At 74.5% G+C, this 17,494-nt stretch carries 13 protein-coding genes; 5 read left to right on the forward strand and 8 right to left on the reverse strand.

From position 1 onward, the window contains the following. The first annotated feature begins 14 nt into the window (after positions 1–14). Positions 15–302, forward strand: a complete 288-nt coding sequence (locus ACFYYW_RS22415; protein WP_352327979.1) for an iron-sulfur cluster biosynthesis family protein — start codon at positions 15–17, stop codon at positions 300–302. A gap of 52 nt (positions 303–354) precedes the next feature. Here ACFYYW_RS22415 and ACFYYW_RS22420 read toward each other — a convergent pair whose 3' ends face one another. Next, positions 355–1,332, reverse strand: a complete 978-nt coding sequence (locus ACFYYW_RS22420) for an alpha/beta fold hydrolase (RefSeq protein WP_352327978.1) — start codon at positions 1,330–1,332, stop codon at positions 355–357. Positions 1,333–1,442: 110 nt separating this feature from the next. On the opposite strand from ACFYYW_RS22420, the gene ACFYYW_RS22425 reads away from it, so the two are divergent. Continuing rightward, positions 1,443–1,733, forward strand: a complete 291-nt coding sequence (locus ACFYYW_RS22425) for a hypothetical protein (protein WP_352327977.1) — start codon at positions 1,443–1,445, stop codon at positions 1,731–1,733. 10 nt (positions 1,734–1,743) lie between these two features. After that, positions 1,744–2,934 (forward strand): alpha/beta hydrolase, encoded by a 1,191-nt coding sequence (locus ACFYYW_RS22430; RefSeq protein ID WP_387651035.1) that lies wholly within the window; start codon positions 1,744–1,746, stop codon positions 2,932–2,934. A 7-nt stretch (positions 2,935–2,941) separates the two neighbouring features. Here the strand turns inward: ACFYYW_RS22430 and ACFYYW_RS22435 are convergent, their stop codons facing one another. From ACFYYW_RS22435 to ACFYYW_RS22460, 6 genes are all read right to left on the reverse strand, one after another. After that, positions 2,942–6,592 carry a hypothetical protein gene (locus tag ACFYYW_RS22435; protein ID WP_387651037.1) on the reverse strand — a complete coding sequence of 1,217 codons (3,651 nt, stop codon included), beginning with the start codon at positions 6,590–6,592 and terminating at the stop codon, positions 2,942–2,944. Between the two features lie 701 nt (positions 6,593–7,293). Continuing rightward, positions 7,294–8,778, reverse strand: coding sequence for a DHA2 family efflux MFS transporter permease subunit (locus tag ACFYYW_RS22440; RefSeq protein ID WP_387651039.1), 1,485 nt, complete (start codon positions 8,776–8,778; stop codon positions 7,294–7,296). Positions 8,779–9,118: 340 nt separating this feature from the next. Next, positions 9,119–9,643, reverse strand: coding sequence for a type II toxin-antitoxin system prevent-host-death family antitoxin (locus ACFYYW_RS22445; protein ID WP_352329330.1), 525 nt, complete (start codon positions 9,641–9,643; stop codon positions 9,119–9,121). A 73-nt stretch (positions 9,644–9,716) separates the two neighbouring features. After that, positions 9,717–10,661, reverse strand: a complete 945-nt coding sequence (locus ACFYYW_RS22450; RefSeq protein WP_387651041.1) for a TIGR01777 family oxidoreductase — start codon at positions 10,659–10,661, stop codon at positions 9,717–9,719. 221 nt (positions 10,662–10,882) lie between these two features. Then, on the reverse strand, positions 10,883–11,758 hold the full coding sequence (locus tag ACFYYW_RS22455; RefSeq protein WP_387651043.1) for an aldo/keto reductase: 876 nt from the start codon (positions 11,756–11,758) through the stop codon (positions 10,883–10,885). A 172-nt stretch (positions 11,759–11,930) separates the two neighbouring features. Continuing rightward, on the reverse strand, positions 11,931–12,560 hold the full coding sequence (locus ACFYYW_RS22460; RefSeq protein WP_387651045.1) for a class I SAM-dependent methyltransferase: 630 nt from the start codon (positions 12,558–12,560) through the stop codon (positions 11,931–11,933). Positions 12,561–12,799: 239 nt separating this feature from the next. Here ACFYYW_RS22460 and ACFYYW_RS22465 point away from each other — a divergent pair, with 239 nt between their 5' ends. Together ACFYYW_RS22465 and ACFYYW_RS22470 are read left to right on the forward strand one after the other, a co-directional pair. After that, positions 12,800–13,564, forward strand: a complete 765-nt coding sequence (locus ACFYYW_RS22465; RefSeq protein WP_387651047.1) for an SDR family NAD(P)-dependent oxidoreductase — start codon at positions 12,800–12,802, stop codon at positions 13,562–13,564. 104 nt (positions 13,565–13,668) lie between these two features. Then, complete coding sequence (locus ACFYYW_RS22470; protein WP_387651048.1) at positions 13,669–14,223, forward strand: DUF4142 domain-containing protein; 555 nt, start codon at positions 13,669–13,671, stop codon at positions 14,221–14,223. A 260-nt stretch (positions 14,224–14,483) separates the two neighbouring features. On the opposite strand, the gene ACFYYW_RS22475 is transcribed toward ACFYYW_RS22470, so the two are convergent. Then, on the reverse strand, positions 14,484–17,480 hold the full coding sequence (locus tag ACFYYW_RS22475; RefSeq protein WP_387651049.1) for a chondroitinase family polysaccharide lyase: 2,997 nt from the start codon (positions 17,478–17,480) through the stop codon (positions 14,484–14,486). Positions 17,481–17,494: the final 14 nt, after the last annotated feature.

Raw genomic sequence — 17,494 nt, forward strand, 5'->3', positions numbered from 1 at the left:
TTGGAGGAGCCGTAGTGCTCACCCTGACAGCCAACGCAGCCCAGGCGATCCGCGACCTGACCGCGTCCGCGCCGGAACCCGCCCAGGGCGGGATCCGCATCTCGTCCCAGGGCGAGGGCGCGAACTCGCTCACCCTCTCCCTGGCCACGGCCCCTGAGCCGGCCGACGAGGTGGTGGAGACCGAGGGCGCGCGGGTCTACCTCGATCCCGTGGCCGCGACCGTGCTGGACGACAAGTCCCTCGACGCCGGGGCCGACGCGCAGGGGAGCGTGTCGTTCATGGTGACCCCGCAGGCGGTGTGACGGGCAGCCGCCGTACCGGTGATCACGCCGGTACGGCGGCCCCGTACCCGGGTCAGCCGGCCAGGAGCTTGTGCAGGTAGCGGACCTGCTCCTCGGCCTGGTAGCCGGACCCGCCCTCGTGCCCGTTCCAGGGCCAGACGGTGATCTCCTTCGGCCCCTGCCAGTGGTTGTAGGCGGCGAAGACCGTGGAGGGCGGGCAGACGTAGTCCATGAGCGCGACCGAGTACAGCGCGGGCACCCGGCCGCGGGCGGCGAAGTTGACGCCGTCGAAGTACGACAGCGTGCGGAACACCTGGTCGGCGCCTTCCCGCCGGGAGGCCAGGAAGCGCACCAGCTCCTGGTACGGATCCCGGTCGGTGATCTCCACAGCCCGCCGGAAGTGCGTCAGGAACGGCACGTCCACCAGCGCGGCCCGCACCGACGGGCGCAGGGCGGCCGTGGCCTGCGCGATCGCGCCGCCCTGGCTGCCGCCGGAGACCACGATGCGCCCGGCGTCCACCGCCGGGTGGGCCGCGGCCACGTCGACCGCCCTGGCCGCGTCGGTGAACACGCGCCGGTAGTAGTAGTCCTCGGGGTCGAGGATGCCGCGCGTCATCATGCCCGGCGCCTGGACATTGGCGCTGCCGTGCGGGTCGCCGGTCGTGCCGGGGCTGGTGGGGCTCGCGCCGCCGTGTCCCCGGGTCTCCATCACGAACACCGCGTAGCCGGCCGCGGGCCACAGCAGGTGGTCCTTCGGGAACCCGCGCCCGCCGCCGTAACCGATGTAGTGCATCACGCACGGCACCGGCTCCCGAACGCCGCGCGGCAGGATGAACCAGCCGCCGATCCGGTGACCGCCCCACCCGGCGAACGACACGTCGTAGACGTCGACGCCGCTCAGCGGCAGGTCGTAGGGCACGAACTCGGCGGCCGGGTCGAACGCCTCGGCCTCGGCCAGCGTACGGGACCAGAAGTCGTCGAAGTCGGCGGGTTCGTCGCGGTCGGGGAGGTAGGCGCGCAACTGCTCGATCGGGAGGTCGAACAAGGACACGGGGGACTCCAAGCTGTAGGCAACCCTGATATTTCACCTCATCAGCCCAGGTAAGCGCTATCCTCCGCCGGCGGAAGCTGAAAGCCCGCGTACGGGGTAGGGGAGGTCGCGTGATCGAATACGTGATCGAGGTTCCCTCCTCCCATCTCTACCCCGGCCTGGTGCTGGAGGCCCCCGCGGACGCCGAGGACTTCCTCGTGCTGTTCACCGACGACTCCGAGTCGCGCGCCCAGCTCCTCGGCGACGCCTCGGGACGTCCGGTGCTCAGGGTCGGCGGATACATGACCACGAACGGCACCGTCATCGACGAGCGGGTGTGGACCGTGCGGGAGACGCTGCGCACCGGCGACCGGGTGCGCATCCGCCTGGGCCGCTCGCTCCCCTCCCCCGTCGGGGGCTAACGTCCCCTTTGTGAGGTCTTTCGCCGGGATGGTGGCGGGCGCCGCGGTGCTCGCGCTGTCGCCCGTCGCCGGGCTGGCCGCGCTGGCCGGGACGGCGATGGTGGGCGCGCGGCCCGCGATGTTCGCGGTGACCGGCCTGGCGGTGTTCGCCGCGGTGTTCTACCTCGGGCTGCTGCTGTGCGTGCCCCGGCCGCGGGCGACCTGGGGGCGGTGGTCACGGGCGGCGCTGATCCTGGCCGTGGAGGTGGCGGTGGTCTGGCGGGTCGCGGACGCGACGCTGACCCCGCCGCCCGCGCCGGCCGCGGCCCTGTCGCCGGTGGCCGGGCAGCGCGAGTGGCGCCTGCCGACGGGGTCGCGGCTGGCGTACGCACGGGTCGCGCCGAAGCGGGTCACCCGGCCGGAGCCGGTGGTCTTCCTGTCCGGCGCGGCCGGCCTGGCGGACCTGGCCGCCGATCCGGCGTTCTACCGGCGGCTGGCCGCCGACGGCCACGAGGTGTACGTCTACGACCGGGTGGGCTCCGGACGTTCGGCGCGGCTGGCGGACCCGGCCGCGTACGGGGTGGGGCGCGACGTGGCGGACCTGGAGCAGGTGCGGCAGGCGATCGGCGCCCGACGCCTGAACCTGGTCGCTCGCGGCGAGGGCGCCCGGCTCGCGGCGGCCTACCTGTCCGCCCATCCGGACGCGGTGTCCAGGGCGGTGCTCGCCTCCCCCGCCGGCCTCGACCGGGCCCGTGCCGCGACGCTGCTGGACGACGGCCCGCCCAGCCCCAGGATGCTGGCGGTCCACACGCTGCTGCGGGTCGAACCGGCGGCGGCGCACGCGTTCGCCGGCGACGCCGAGCTCGACGCCCGCGCAGAGGCGTCCGCCGTCTGCCCGCAGGACCGGCCCGCCGGGAAGCCGCCCCTGACCCGGTCGGACGGTTCGGGCGGGTATGCGCGGCTGGTGGACCGGCCGTCACCGCCTGGGATGCGGGACGGGCTGGCCCGGGTGACGGCTCCCGTCCTGGTGGTCAAGGGGCCGTGCGACGGGGAGAGCTGGTCGGCGGCCACCGACGTCCGGCGGGCGATCCCCGGCGCCGGGCTCGCCTACGCCGAGGGGCGGGGGGCGTACCTGGCGACGCTGCGGGCGTTCCTGGCGGGCCGGGCGGTGCCGGCGTACGAGGGCGTCACGCCCCCGCCCGGCTACCGGGGCCCGTGGTGAAGCCGGCTCAGCGGTCCCGCGTCCGGGGCTCCGGGCGGCCGGGGCGGGCGCAGGAGCCGGCCGTGGCCGCCGTCACCTTCCAGCCGGCGTCCGGGAACGGCGACATGAAGTGGGTCAGCAGGTCCACCGCGTAGTCCGGGGCCTGCCCGCCCGGGTCGAGGAAGGACACCATCTGCGGGCCGTCCGAGCCGCGCAGGGTGATCGAGCCGCCCCTGCCGCCGGAGGCGAAGCCGGGTTTGGCGTCCACGGTGAGGCAGGCGAGCCCGATCCCGGCGGCGGCGATCTCCTGGCGGGCGCCGATGCGGCGCATGCGCTGGTCGTAGCGGCGCAGGGCGAGCGAGGTGGCCCGGGTGAGCCGCAGGGAGCCGGTGAAGGCGTCCGGACCGATCCTCCTGCTCAGCCTGACCCGCAGGGAGACGTCCGGCCGCAGGTCCACGCCCTTGGCGGCCAGGCGGAGGCGGTCGTAGGCGCCCTCGAAGCCGGGCGCGAGGAACCCGGCCGCGGCCGGCGCCTTGAGCCCGAACGGGATGCGCCCCGGCCGTACCCGCAACCAGGACACCCGCCGGACCGCCAGCGACACCTCCCGCACCGCGCTCGCGGCGAGCGCGAAGTCCCCGCCGACCTGGTAGGTGAGGAACCCCGAGGTGTACGGGACCTCCTTGGACACGGCGATCGGCTGCCGCTGGACCGGGCCCACGCGCAACCCGGCGCCCACGGCGATCCGGGCCGTCGGCCCGGGTTTCGAGACCAGGTCGAGCGACTGGTCGGGATTGAGGCGGATCGTCGTGTCGGCGGCCAGGTCCTCGACCGCGAGCGAGACGCCGCCGAGCCGCCCGGACGGGTCCACCAGACGGCCGTCCACGGCCAGCCGGCCGTCCAGGGTGCTCGTGCCGCCCCGGTAGGTGAGCGCGGGGACGCTCAGCCCGGCGGCGGAGGCGTCGGCGTCCAGGCCGAGCGCCGCCGGGACGTCGGTCAGCCGCAGCCCGCCGCTGCCCCGGCCGGGCAGGGTGACCTCGGCGGTCAGGCGGTCGACCGGCGCGGAGTTCCGTACCCGGATCCGGGTCCTGGCCCCGTACGCGCCCTGCACGTCCACGGCGGCCGGCACCGGGTCGAGGGCGACGTGGCCGCGCAGCCCGCCCGCCTCGGCCCGCACGTCGAGCGCGCCGAGCGTGGCCGGCGGCTCGACGCGGTAGGCGACGTGCCCGGCGTCCAGCGGGCCCAGGGACAACCGGGTGATCCTCGGCGGCAGCCGGGTCAGCGTGGCCCGCGCCCTGATCGGGACCGGCGCGAGCACGCTGCTGTCCAGGTGGAGGGCGAGGGTCCGGCGCCTGGGCGCGAAGCCGGAGAAGGCGAACGTGCCGCCCGCCGGGTCGATCGTCACCTGGCCGGGCAGGCCGGTGACGTCGAGGTAGCCCTGCAGGCCGTAGCAGCCGCGTCCCGCCGTGCAGAACGGGCCCGGCCCGCAGCCCCCGGCCGGGCAGCCGCCGTCCACCAGCGACAGGCCGCCCTCGACGGCGGGCGCGGGACGCATGCGGGCCAGCGCGGCGGTCCTGCCGAGCCAGGCGCGGGCGGTCACGCCGAGCCGGGAGCCGGAGTAGGTGAGCCTGCCCTCGGGCGTGGCGGCGACGGTCAGGTCGCCCGGCACCGGCCCCACCCTGCCGAGGACGCCGAAGCGCACGTCCCCCAGGACGATGTCGGCGTCCATGGCGAGCCGCTGCCGGGCGGCGCGAAACTGGGCCAGGAACCCCTGGCCGGACGGGCTGAGCTCGACCCGCGACAGGCCCTTGACCAGCACGCTCGCGTCCAGGTCGCCGCCGGCCCGGTCGTAGTGGGCGGCCAGGTGCGGGCCGTTCGGGGACGTGGCGCCGTCGTGGTTGGCGACGGCCAGGGCCGCCGACCCCACCGGGCCGGACAGCCCGCGGAAGCGGTAGACGCCGCCCTTCCAGGCGGCCTCGAAGCGGGCCGGGACGCCGGTCACGTCGGCGGCGGCCCTGAGCACCCGGCCGTCCGTCCTGATCCTGGCCAGCGCCGACACCTTGGCCACGGGGGCGCTCGCGGTCCAGGCGAGGGTCCCGGCCGCGGTGTCGGCGGCCAGTTCGGCCCGCTTCGGCGCCCCTTCCACCGCCACCCGCACGTCGTCCCCGGCCGAGGCGCCGTCGAGGGTGGTGACGTACGGCCTGGCCGCGTAGAGGCGGAGGTCGCGGAGCCGGCCGGACGTGGCGACCTCGACCGTCGAGCGTTCGCCCAGCGTCCACGCGGTCCTGACGTCCCCACGCACCCCGCGGACCGTGCCGTCGATCGTCGGCCCGCTCCGGACATCGGCGTAGGCCGCCCGGAGCCGGTCGATCACGCCGCCGGCCCGGTAGACGGCCGTCCCGGCGGCGGGGTCGAGGGACAGGTCGGCCTCGGCGGGCGTGTTGGAGATCTCCAGTCGTGCCAGGCGTCTCCCGTCGAGGCCGGCCACCACGAAGGGCCGGCCGCTCGCCCTGGCCGTCAGGTGGGCGTGCGGCGCGCCGCCGTAGGTGACGTCGAACCCCGACACGCCGGACAGCAGCGCCGACACCCCGGTGGCGTCGCCGTTCCTGACCAGGGTGACGTGGCCGCCGGCGGGGCTGGAGATCGCGCCGCCGCCGCGTTGCAGGACCACGGCGATGCGGCCGATCGGCGAGCTGGCCGTCTGCGTGACGCGGTGCGCGGCCGGGTCGGCGTCCAACCGGATTCGGGCCGGCAGACCGCTCAGCTCGGCGCGCAGCACCGTCCTGGACGCGGCGCGGTCGTAGTGGAGCACCTTGGCCGAGCCCGCCCGCGCGGGCCCGGACGACTCGACGGTCAGGGTCTGCCTGCCGCCGGACGACAGGTGGGCGGCGGTGAAGGAGCGGGGCACCTCGCGCAGCTCGGCGCCGGCCGCCGTGGCCAGGCGGCCGTCGCGGTAGAGGTGGTCGTGCAGCTCGGCGCGGGTGATCGGGGCGCGGGCGGTGAAGCGCATCCGTCCGCCGGACAGGCGCACGTGGGCGCGGGTGGGCATGCGGTCCAGTACGGCCTGCGTGTAGCGGCCCGGGGAGACGGCGACCGCGTCCAGCCTGGCCGGACGGGAGGCGGTGACGTCCAGCTCGACCGCCGGAGAGGTGGCGTCCGGTTCGGCGGGCTTCGAGGTGATGGCGGCCGGCTTGGAGGGCTTGGTGGTGGCGGACGGGGTGGGTGGGTTGAGGGTGGCCTCGGCGGTGAGCCGTTCGGTGGCGGGGGTCTGGCGCAGGCTCACCGCCGCGCGTCCGGTCAGCCCCGCCAGGGTGACGGCGGACGGTCCCGGGTCCTCGCGGGTGACGTTCGCCCTCACCGTCCGGCCGTCCGGGTCCATGGTGAACGTCCCGCGGTCGAGCACCGACAGTGAGGCGCCGCCGCGCAGGCCGTCGAACCCGACGGTCACCCTGCCGTCGTACTCGGCCCAGACCAGCGCCCTGACCCTCTTGCCGGACAGGCTCCTGACGGCGAACCCGAGCCCGATGCCCCCGTTCACGGGGTTCGCGGCGGGCACCAGGTCGGCCGCCAGGTCGGGGAGGCCGTCGCCGGTGACGTCCGCGGCGACCGGCACGGCGACGGGCCGGCGCGCCGAACACGCCACCGCCCGCTCCACCCCCACCACACACAACCGATACGTCATCCCTTGCCTCCTCGGCAAAGCCCCACCGGCCGCGCGGCCTCCCTGGGGGCGGATTGCGCGGCCTCCCTGGGGACGGATTGTGCGGCCTCCCTGCGGGCGGAGCGGGGGGCGGGTGGCCAGGCGCAGGGCGTCCAGGGCTCTGGTGACGGACGGGGGCGGGCGCAGGAGGGTCAGCGGGGCGGCGCCGGTCGTGTCGGGCAGGAGGGCGGCGGGGTCGGGAGCCCGCCGGCCGAGCCCCTGCCGTTCCTGCCGCCGAGCGGCCTGGGCAGCAACGGCGTCGGCGAGACCCGTCCCGGCGGGCGTGGTGATCTCCAGCCGTTCCGGCCCCACCGGCCCCTTCCCCATGGGCCGCACGGCGGGCGACGGCCCCGACGGGACCCGCACCACCGCAGGCGGCGGCTCCGGAACCGCGGGCACCTCCCGCGCCATCACCCGACCACCCGTCGACGCCTGGACGACGCGCGCAGCCGAGGCATGACCGGAGGCTGCGGCGGGCGGGCCCGCCAGTGCGGTGACCGCGATGGACGTCGAAGCGAGCACGCGCAGAAGGGCGTGCGGCATGAAGCGTTCCCCCGAACCCGTCTAACTCATCCCATCAGAAACAATGGTCACGAGATGACCATATTTCCTCACTCATCGTCAAATGCGGCGCAACATGGAACTCCAGTTTCCGCCGACGCCACCTCACCCCCCCCCGGCTATTACGCCGCCCGGCGCGCCCCCGTCCGGCTCACCGCCGTGACCACGGTGGCTGCCACGGCCAGCACCAGCAGGACGCCCACCGCCAGCCGGTAACCGTCCTGCAGCACACCGGCCACGGCGGACAGCCGGGCGGGGTCGGCGGCGTACACCAGGTGCCGCTCGGCGGCCGGCACGGACGCGGCGACGATGGCCAGCGACATGGCGGTGCTGATCACGGTCGAGACGTTGACCAGCATGAGCCGTACACCGTTGACCACACCGAGCCGGTCCTGCGGCGCGTCCATCATGATCGCGGTGGTGTTGGCGGTGATGAACAGCCCGCTGCCCGCGCCCACGAGCCCGAGCGCCGTCCCGAGCCAGACGTAGGGCACGGACGGGTCCAGCGCGGCCAGCATGACCGCCATGCCCGCCGCGCTCACCGCCGAGCCGGCCACCGCCACCGTGCGCGGGTGGAAGCGTCCGGTCAACGCCCCGGCGACCAGCGAGGTCAGGGCCGAGGCGGCCGAGACGGGCAGCACGGCGAGCCCGGCCTGCGCGGGCTCGAACTGCCGGGTGGACTGCAGGAACAGCGAGATGACCAGCACGATCGAGAACTGCCCGAGCGAGTTGAGCACGGCGGCCACGTTCGCCAGCGCGAAGCCGCGGTCGCCGAACAGCCGCAGATCGAGCAGCGGCGTCCGGCTGCGCCACTGGACCAGCGCGAACACCGGGGCCGCCGCCGCGAACGCCACCCCGCCCGCCACCACCCACGGGCTCAGCCAGCCGAGCGAGCTGCCCTGCGACAGGGCCAGCAGCAGGCCGCTCAGCCAGGTGAACAGCAGGACGATCCCCGGCACGTCCAGCCGCTCGCGCGGACCTCTAGGCACCAGGCGGAGAGTGACCGCGCCCCAGACGATGGCCGCGACCCCGACGGGCACGTTGAACCAGAAGATCCACCGCCAGCCCGCCGCGCCGGCAAGGAACCCGCCGAACGACGGCCCCACGAGCCCCGCCACGGAGATGATGGCCATGTAGACGGCCATGCCACGGCCCAGCCGGGCCGGCGGGAAGGCGCCGGCCAGGATGGCCGAGCTGTTGGCCAGGATCATGGCCGAGCCGCACGCCTGGGCGACCCGGGCCGCCAGCAGCACCTCGATCGAGGGCGCGAACCCGGCCGCCAGGCTCGCGACGGTGAACACCACGAACCCCAGCAAGTACGTGCCGCGCCTGCCGAACAGGTCGGCCACCCGCCCGAACACCACCAGCCCGACCGAGCTGACCAGCATGTAGGCGAGCAGCACCCAACTGGCCAGGAAGGCGCCGACGTGGAAGTGCGCGACGACGGCGGGCAGGGCGACGTTGAGCGAGCTGGAGTTGAGCCCGGTCAGGAACATGCCGAGGCTGGTGACCGAGACGGCCCGCCAGGCGTACCGCAACTGCGCGGCTTCGTCCTCCGTCGCCGCCCCGGCCGCGGGCACCGCTGCGACGGCCTCGGACTCAGTCACACCGGACCGACTGAACGTTCATGCGCCCACTCTTTCTAGAATCCCCCTCTAGGAAAGAGTCCGCCCGAGCGATTGTCAAGATCCCGGCCGAGAAACGTACGGCCACAGGCGAAAGCGCGGGTGGGGGTGCGGGCGCGAGGCGCAGGTAGGCGCGACGGCGACCAGCCGCCCGCCGTCCGCCCCCACTCAGCCCGCACCCTCCGCCGGTTCTGGCGGCCGTTCCCGCAGCCGTTCGCCGGTCCGTTCGCACGTCCGTGCGTCGGCACGTGAGGGCGGAGGGATCGGGAGCGGAGAGGTCGGGAGCGGAGGGGGTGGGGTCGGCACCTCCGGCGGGGAAGGTTCAGCCCAGGGTGCGGAGGGCCTGTTCGACGGTGTCGCCGGTGCCGACGGCCACTTCGCCGCCGTCGCCGTCACGTGCGACGGCGATCACGCCGGACCCGGTCGGATGACGGCTCAGGGTGACCGTGCAGCCGTCGCGCAGCAGCGCCTCCACGTCGGCCGCCCGCTGCGGCGCCGCCCATTCGGCGGAGCCGGGGCCGAGCAGGCGGGTGGCCGCGATCAGCGCGGCGACCGGCGTCCGGTGCCGGGCAAGGAGCACGGGGCTGTCGTCGTACGGCTCCGAGACCTGCCGGACGAGCTCCCCCAGCTTGGCCTTGGCCGTGGACAACGACACCACGGGCAAACCGGTCAGCATTCCGGGGACCTTGGACAGCGGCACCAGCGCGGCCCACTCCCAGCGCTCCCGCGTGATCAGCGTGATCTGCCCCTCGCCCGCCGCGCCCACCAGTGCCCCCCAGCGGGACCGCGCCTCCTCGACCCCGATGGGCACGCCCAGCCTGTCCTCCATCTCGCTGTAATTGATCATGAGGAAAACCGTAAGGCACCTTACGATATTCGCGCAAGGATGCTCGCCCGCCGCCGCGCGGCGTCCGGCGCGCTCACCTCCCGCGACGCACCCTCCGGACGAGGTCCTCGGCGGCCGGCCGCCACCGCGGATACTCGAAGGCGAAACCCGCCTCCAGCAGCCGCCCCGGGACGACCCGGCGGCTCTTGAGCAGCAGCTCGGTGTCGGACCGCAGCGCGTACGCGCCGAGCTCGGCCATCCACCGCGTCGCGGGCAGGCCCACCGGCACGCCCCGGACGGACCGCAGCGTCCGCATGAACGCGGCCTGCGGCAGCGGCTCGGGCGCGGCCAGGTTGACCGGTCCGCTCAGGTCGTCCCGCCCGGCCAGGAACTCGACCGCGCGGACGAGGTCGCGGTCGTGGATCCAGGACACGTACTGGGCGCCGCCCACCAGCGGCCCCCCGAGGCCGAGCCGGGTCATGCGCAGCAGCACGTCGAAGACGCCGCCGCGGTCGGGGCTCATCACCATGGCGGTGCGCAGGGCGACCTTGCGCGTGTGCGGGGTCTCGGCCCGCTCCAGCTCCCGCTCCCACGCCTGGGCGATCTCGACGCTGTAGCGCCAGTAACCCGGGACGCCGGGCTCCTCGCCGCCGATCAGGCCGGTCGCCTCGTCGTTGGGGGCGTCGAAGCGGTGTGCGTAGACGGTGGCGGTGCTCATCTGCAGCCAGACCCGGGGCGGACGTGCGGCGGCAGCGATCGCCCGGCCGACGACCCGGGTGGAGCGCACCCGCGAGTCCATCATGGCCCGCAGGTTGGCGGGGGTGTAACGGCAGTTCACGCTCCGCCCGGCCAGGTTGACCACGAGGTCGCTGCCGTCGATCTCGCGCGCCCACGCGCCCAGGGTCTCGCCGTCCCAGGCGACCTCGCCCTTCCGGGACGGCCTGCGGGTCAGCACCACGACCTCGTGGCCGGCGGAGGTCAGTGCCCGGCGGAGAATCTCGCCGACCTGCCCGGTTCCTCCGGGAATCACGGTCTTCACTCTGCCGACCCTACTCCTGTCTTTTGAACGCGTTCAGGGCGGCCTCGAACGCCGCCTGGTCGTGCACTCGTAGCGGCGGAGTGTGGCCGAGGGCCGCCGAAGACAGCGGAAAGCGGCGGAGGGCGGCCGATGACGGCGGAGGGCGGCGGAGGAGTAGGAAGGAGCGGAGGGGCCTGGTCCGGGCTTGGGGCGAGCGGGAGGGAGTTCGTCGGCGCGGCGGATCAGGGCGTGAAGGCGTCCAGGGTGCGCGTGTCCTCGTCGGTCAGGGTGAGGTCGGCGGCGGCCAGGTTCTCCTCAAGGTGGGCGGCCGAGCCGGTGCCGGGCGTGGGCAGGAGGACCGGGGAGCGGTGCAGCAGCCACGCCAGCGCCACCTGCCCGGACGTCGCGCCGTGCCGGGCGGCCACCCGTTCGATCATCGTGCCCGTACCGGCCCCCGCGGCGAGGGAGCCGTTCCCGAGGGGGAACCACGGCAGGAACGCGATGCCCAGTTCCTGGCACCGCGCCAGCACCGGCTCCGACTCCCGGTCAAGCACGTTGAACCGGTTCTGCACCGACGCCGGCCGCAGGACGGTCAGCGCCTCGTCGAGCTGCTCCAGGGTGACGGTGTCGAGTCCGATGTGCCGGATCTTGCCCTCTTCGCGCAGTTCGGCCAGCGTGCCGAGCTGGTCGGCGAGGGGCACCGCCGGGTCGATGCGGTGGAGCTGGTACAGGTCGACGGTGTCGGTGCGCAGACGGCGCAGGCTCGCCTCGCACATGGCGCGCAGATCCTCGGGGCGTCCGGCCGCGTGCCACCTGTCCGGCCCGGTGCGGATCACGCCGCCCTTGGTGGCCAGCACCAGGTCGCCAGGGTACGGATGGAGAGCCTGGGCGATCAGCTCCTCGGCGATGTCCGGGCCGTAGTTGTCGGCGGTGTCGATGAGCGTGACGCCGCGGTCGACGGCCAGGCGCAGCAGCGTGACCGCGTCGCCGGGCGTCAGGCGCGGGCCCCAGTAGCCGGGGCCGGTGAGCTGGGCGGTGCCGTAGCCGAGGCGGCGTACTCGCAGCTCACCGGCGATCTCGAACGTCCTGCCCACCACCGCGCCCGCCCTTTCCCCCATGAAAGGGCCCATCGTACGGCCGCCTCACCGCCGCACCCCCTATGGGTCGGTGGAATGGCGCCCGCCCAGCGGTGGCGACGGTCAGGCTTCAGCCGAGAGCCGGGGCCAGGCGGCCGGCGCCGTCCAGATGCCCGGCGGGCCTGTGCTCAGAGATGCCGGGGGGCCTGTGTTCTCAGAGCGTGGCCACCACCGCGTAGCGCTCGTCGGTGATCTCCTTGCCCCACAGGGCCGGGTCGGGCAGGGAATGCACCCGGAGGTCGCCGACCAGGGGGCGGAGGGCCGTGGTCAGATTGTCGGCGGTGACGCCGCCCATCCACGGGAAGTGCTCACCCGGCACGTAGTCGGACTGCCCGCCGGAGGTCTGCCAGCGGCCCTCCACCAGTACCAGCCGGCCGCCGGGGCGCAGCAGCGACACCCAGCGGGCCAGCGCCGCCGCCGGATCGGGGATGGTCCACAGCAGGTGGCGGGCCAGCACGACGTCGAATCGGCGGTCGCCGACGGGCGGGTCGGCCGCGTCTCCCGTCAGCACCGTGGCGCCGGTGGCGGCCAGCTTGGCCCGGGCGCGTTCGACCATGCGCGGAGCCACGTCGACGGCGGTCAGGCGATGGCCCCGGACGGTCAGCAGCAATGACAACGAGCCCGTGCCGCACCCCAGGTCGAGCACGTCGAGCGGCCCGGCGGGCACCCATTCGGCCAGTCGTGCCGCCCAGGCGGCCCTGACCTCGGGGTCGCGGAGCCCGTGGTCGGCCTCGTCGTCGAAGGAGTCGGCGGCGGCGTCCCAGAAGCCGGCGATGGTCGTCATGGGTCGCATCCTGGCAGGCGCCGCCGACAGTTCCGGGCCTGCTGCCGTGCGCCCCCACACACCGGGATCCCGGGCGGCCGGCGCGGGGCGGCTGGCGCGGGGCGGCTGGCGCGGGCGGCCCGGCTCGGAACGGGCGGCGCGGGGCGGGCGGCCCGGCTCGGAACGGGCGGCGCGGGGCGGGCGGTCGGGAGCTGGAGAACCTGGTGTACTGGTCTGACCAGTCGCTAGTGTTTCTCAGCATGACGGGATATGACGCGCTGTTCCGCCTCGACGGGCGGCGGGCCGTGGTGATCGGGGCCGGCAGCGGGATCGGCAGGGAGTCGGCGTTCGCCCTGGCCGCGCATGGGGCGTCCGTGGTGTGCGCGGACCGGGACCTGGCCGCCGCGCAGGAGACCGCCGCCGGATGCGGGGGCACGGCCCGGCTGCTCGACGTGCTGGACGCCGACGCCGTCCGGGCGGCCGCCGCGGAGGAGCCGGCCGACGTGCTGGTGTTCACGGCGGCGACGAACGTGCGCAAGCGGCTGCTCGACTACACCGGCGAGGAGTTCGACCGGGTGGTGGGGCTGAACCTGCGGGCCTCGTTCGACGTGGTGCGGGCGTTCGGCGCCGGGATGGTGCGGCGCGGGCGTGGGTCGATCATCGGGTTCGCGTCGATCCGGGCGTCGGTGACCGAGCCGGGGCAGGGCGTCTACTCGGCCACGAAGGCGGGGCTGGTGCAGTTGCTGCGGACGGCGGCGGCCGAGTTCGGCCCGCACGGCGTGCGCGTCAACGCGATCGCGCCCGGCGTCGTGGAGACCCCGCTGACCAGGCAGATCAAGGACAACCCCGACTGGTACGCCGCGTACGCCGCCAAGAGCGCCCTCGGCCGGTGGGCCACCGCGCCCGAGATGGCCGGCGCGGTGGTCTACCTGGCCGGCGACGCGGCGAGCTTCGTGACGGGCTCGGTGTTGTACGTGGACGGCGGCTGGACCGCCGTGGACGGCCGTTTCGATCCGCCCAATTGACACGAATACTCCCGACCGGATGGGGCAGCGGGCACGGGTCCCAATGAAGGGAGGGACCCATGAGAACAGCACGGAGCCACTTAGCACCCGCGGGAATCGCGGCCGTGCTGGCGTTGACCGTGTCCGCCACGGCACCCGCCGCGGCCCAGGCCGCCACCACCGTCCGGCCGGTGGCCGCGCCCGGCGCCGCAGCCGCCCCGTCCGTCCAGGCGTTCCACGCCTCGGCCCAGGACCGGGCGTATCTGCGGCAGGCGCACCGCGGCAATCTCGCCGAGATCGCGGCCGGGAAGGCCGCGCTCCGCAGGTCGCACGACAAGGACGTGCGCGAGATCGCCTGGCGGCTGATCCGTGACCACCGTGAGCTCGACGCCCGGCTGCGCGAGGTCGCGCACCGGCTGCGCGTCAGCCTTCCTGACGCGCCGAGCGCCGCCCAGCGCGACGGCCTGGACGCGGTGCTCGCCCGCCGTTCCGGTCACCGGTTCGACCGGGCGTGGCTGCGCCTGGAGGCCGGGGCGCACGAGCAGACGCTCACGCTGATCAGGCGCGAGCTGCGGGACGGCCACTCCGGCTGGGTGCGGGACCTGGCGCGCGACGGCGCCCCCGCGGTCCGGCACCACCTGCGCGAGATCCGCGCGGAACTCGACCGGCACACCCGCTGACCGGGCGTGCACCATCCCACCCCGTGACCGGGACGCGAACCGGCTGACCGGAACGCGAACCGTGCGACTGGAGACGCCGAACCGGCTGACCAGGACACGAACCGTGCGACTGGAGACGCCGAACCGGCTGACCAGGACACGAACCGTGCGACTCGAGACGCCGAACCGGCTGACCGGGACGTGAACGGTCCGATCGGGACGGCGGTCGTCGCGGTCACGGGCGTGATCTCCGGGCGGGGGCGCCCCCGCCCCCGCCCGGGTCAGGTCGCGGGGCTCAGCCGCACCTGCACCGGCTGGCCGTGCACGGTCTCGAACTCCAGGACCGTGCGCGGCCCGGTGATCCTGGCCCGGCACGGCTGGCCGGCGTCCGCCCGCCACCGCCCGTCCAGGGTCACCCTCATGCGGTGCGGGTGGCTCGGGCCGGCCAGCCAGGGCCGCGACCACGGGCTGTAGTGCCCGACGTAGCGGCCCTTCTCGTACTGGTCGTGGTCGATGCCGCCGTACAGGCGCAGGTCCGGATCGCATGCCGCGATCACCAGCGTCTCCCCCTCCGTACGGACGAGCAGCATCGAAGGCGTGTCGACCTCGCGGACCAGACCTTCCAGACGGGTGCGCTCGAACACCGCGTACCCGGTGATGCCGGTGTCGCGATCCCGTACGACGTGGGCCGCCGTGTCGGCGCGCAGCACCCGGTAGGGGGCGCTCGCCGCGTCCTCCATCGCGGCGGCGAAGCCGGCCATGCGCTCGGCCGTGGTGTTCACCACCATCGCGTACTCGTACGTCCCGTTCCGGGGTGCGGCGCCGTGCCTGATCCAGGCTGTGGCGAAGTCTCCGCTGGTGGGCTCTTCCGTGGCGTTGTTGCGGGAGGTCTGGGCCGAGCGGGTCAGGGCCACTCTCTGCCCGGACGCCAGGTAGTAGCCGATGCCCTTGTCGTCGAGCAGCCAGCGCGGGCCGCCGTCGAGCGCCTGGTGGGGGAAGGCCGTGACCGCGGCGCCGTCCACCACGGTGGGCGCGTTCCTGTCCGGCAGCCGGGTCTGGAAGAGGGTGGTCTCCGTCTCGTCCGCGGTGTCGTCGTTGGTGATGCCGGTGCCCAGGGCCACGACGCGGTCGTCGAACAGGAACACCGACTTGCGGGCCCGGTGGGTGCCGTCGTACTTGGGGTGTCCGTGCAGGTCCATGGCGAACAGGGCGTTGCGTCCGTCGATGGTGCAGGCTCCGGCGAAACGGGAGTCGGTGAGGAGCATCTCCTCGATCGCCCCGGTCAGGTCGCCCTTGAGCTGGTCGAGCGGTTTGTGGATGACCGTGGTGCCGGGACGGCGGTTCCAGTCCCAGCCGGGCTGGGCGTAGCCGCTGTCCTGGTTGGTGACGGGGTCGCCGCGGTGCAGGACCTGGATCTGGCCGTAGGTGTTGTAGCGGCCGTACCAGTTGGCGCCGACGTAGATCTCGGTGCTCCACAGGTAGCGGTTGTGCCCGCGTACGGTGATCTGCCATTCGTCGCGGCGGTGCACGGCGAGCGCCGCGTAGTTGAGCGCCCAGGCGCCGGTCGGGGCCGGTTCCGGGGTGATGCCGCGCGCGGCGAGCCGGGCCGCGAGCTCCTTCTGCCGCGGCGTCGGGCTGCCGGGCAGCAGGCGCAGGAAGGCGGCGGCGATCTCGTCGTCGATCGGGGCCAGCCACTCGAACGGGACGATCGACAGCGCGGTCGCGCCGCTGGGGTTGCGGCCGCTGATCGAGATCGGCCAGTGATGCTTGTTGGCGTAGACGCGCTGTGTGAGCAGCGCCTTGCGCAGCCAGCCGAACGCCTCGGGCGAGATCGCGAACGAGCCGCCATGCAGGACGTAGACCAGCGGCGCGAGCCCGGCGAAGCCGTCGCGGACGTAGTCGGGGAAGAAGCCGACGTGGTGGAAGGCGGTGCCGTCGACCTTGATGCCGTCCTGGATGCCGTCGGTGGGCAGCAGGGTGGCGTTGAGCCAGTCGCGCAGCGCCCGCAGGTACGCCACCTGCTGCGCCTCGCCGTCGCGCAGCAGCACGGCCGCCAGCATGCCGCGGACGGTGGTGTTGTACAGGTCCATCATGCTGCCCCGGGCCATCCGGAAGCCGAAACCGCGGAAGATCCGGCCTAGTCCGCTCAGCCATTCCAGGTCCGCTCGTACCCGCTCCAACTCCCCCGCCTCGCGCAGGGCCTCCCGCATGAGGTAGACGGAGTCGTACAGGCCGCGGACGTCGTAGCCGAGGTGGTGGATCGTGCCCTGGCAGCTGCCCTTCGTCCAGCCCTGTTCCCGCAGGTGGGCGACCATGCGCAGGTAGAGGGCGGCCAGCGCCGGGCGTTCGGCGGGAGCGGCCTGGTGCGCCTGGGCGATCGTCTTCATCAGGTCGGTGCAGGCGCGCAGCGTGACCGGGTTCACGAACGCCTTGAGCTCGGCGGCGATCGCGGCCGGATAGATCTGCGACTGGTAGGCGTGCGTGGGGCGGCCCTCCAGGGCGGCGACCTGGGCCGTCAGCCCCGGCACGTCCGGCTTGACCTGGGCGGTCAGGTACTCGTCGTGGTAACGGGTGCGCAGGGCGCGCAGCGAGGCCAGCTCGGCGGCGGACGGCGGCGACAGGTCGGGCTCGACGGTGGCCAGCAGCCGGTCGAAGCGGTGGAGGGCCTGCCAGTGCTGGTTGTCGTACTCGTCGCCCTCGGGGGCGCTGTCGGGGAGCTGGTGGTCGCGGCAGGGGGCGTCGGGACGCAGCGGCACGTTGAGCATGAGCTGGTCCAGGTACAGGGTCCCGGCCCTGCGCGGGGCGACGATCCGCAGGGTGTCCATGTCGGGGTGGGGCCTGCCCTGCATGTCGTAGGCGTACCGCACCCACGCCGTACGCCACCCGCTGAACCCGAGCCGGAACTCGAACCACAGGTCGGTGCGCTCGCCCCGCCCGAACTCGAACCGCAGCACGTCGTCCACCGGCTCGGCGTTGTGCACCCACACGCAGAACGCGTCCACCAGCCCCTGCCACGCCTGGTCGTCGCCGAGCCGGTAGGGGTCGGGCGCCCACCGCAGCGGGGCCCGCACGGTGATCACGTCGCGGGCCGCGTGCTCCCAGCGCAGCGACCGCGTCCCGCACACGGCGACCCGGTCGCTGATCGACAACGTGGAGCCGGGCCCGGCGGCGAAGTGCGGCGGGACCGCGCTCTCCAGCAGGAACACCGGCGGGTCCATCGCCATGGCCCGCTGCTCCAGCCCCTCCGTGGCCGATCCCTCCGTGGCCGATCCCTCCATGGCCGGTCCGGACG

This window comes from Nonomuraea sp. NPDC001831, from assembly GCF_042892035.1.
Classification (GTDB): Bacteria; Actinomycetota; Actinomycetes; order Streptosporangiales; family Streptosporangiaceae; genus Nonomuraea.

Excerpts from the sequence above, each read along its gene's own strand:
- ACFYYW_RS22435 (WP_387651037.1), bottom strand. The coding sequence starts at position 6,592 with ATGACGTATCGGTTGTGTGTGGTGGGGGTGGAGCGGGCGGTGGCGTGT.
- ACFYYW_RS22445 (WP_352329330.1), bottom strand. The coding sequence starts at position 9,643 with ATGATCAATTACAGCGAGATGGAGGACAGGCTGGGCGTGCCCATCGGG.
- ACFYYW_RS22455 (WP_387651043.1), bottom strand. The coding sequence starts at position 11,758 with ATGGGGGAAAGGGCGGGCGCGGTGGTGGGCAGGACGTTCGAGATCGCC.
- ACFYYW_RS22460 (WP_387651045.1), bottom strand. The coding sequence starts at position 12,560 with ATGACGACCATCGCCGGCTTCTGGGACGCCGCCGCCGACTCCTTCGAC.
- ACFYYW_RS22465 (WP_387651047.1), top strand. The coding sequence starts at position 12,800 with ATGACGGGATATGACGCGCTGTTCCGCCTCGACGGGCGGCGGGCCGTG.
- ACFYYW_RS22475 (WP_387651049.1), bottom strand. The coding sequence starts at position 17,480 with ATGGAGGGATCGGCCACGGAGGGATCGGCCACGGAGGGGCTGGAGCAG.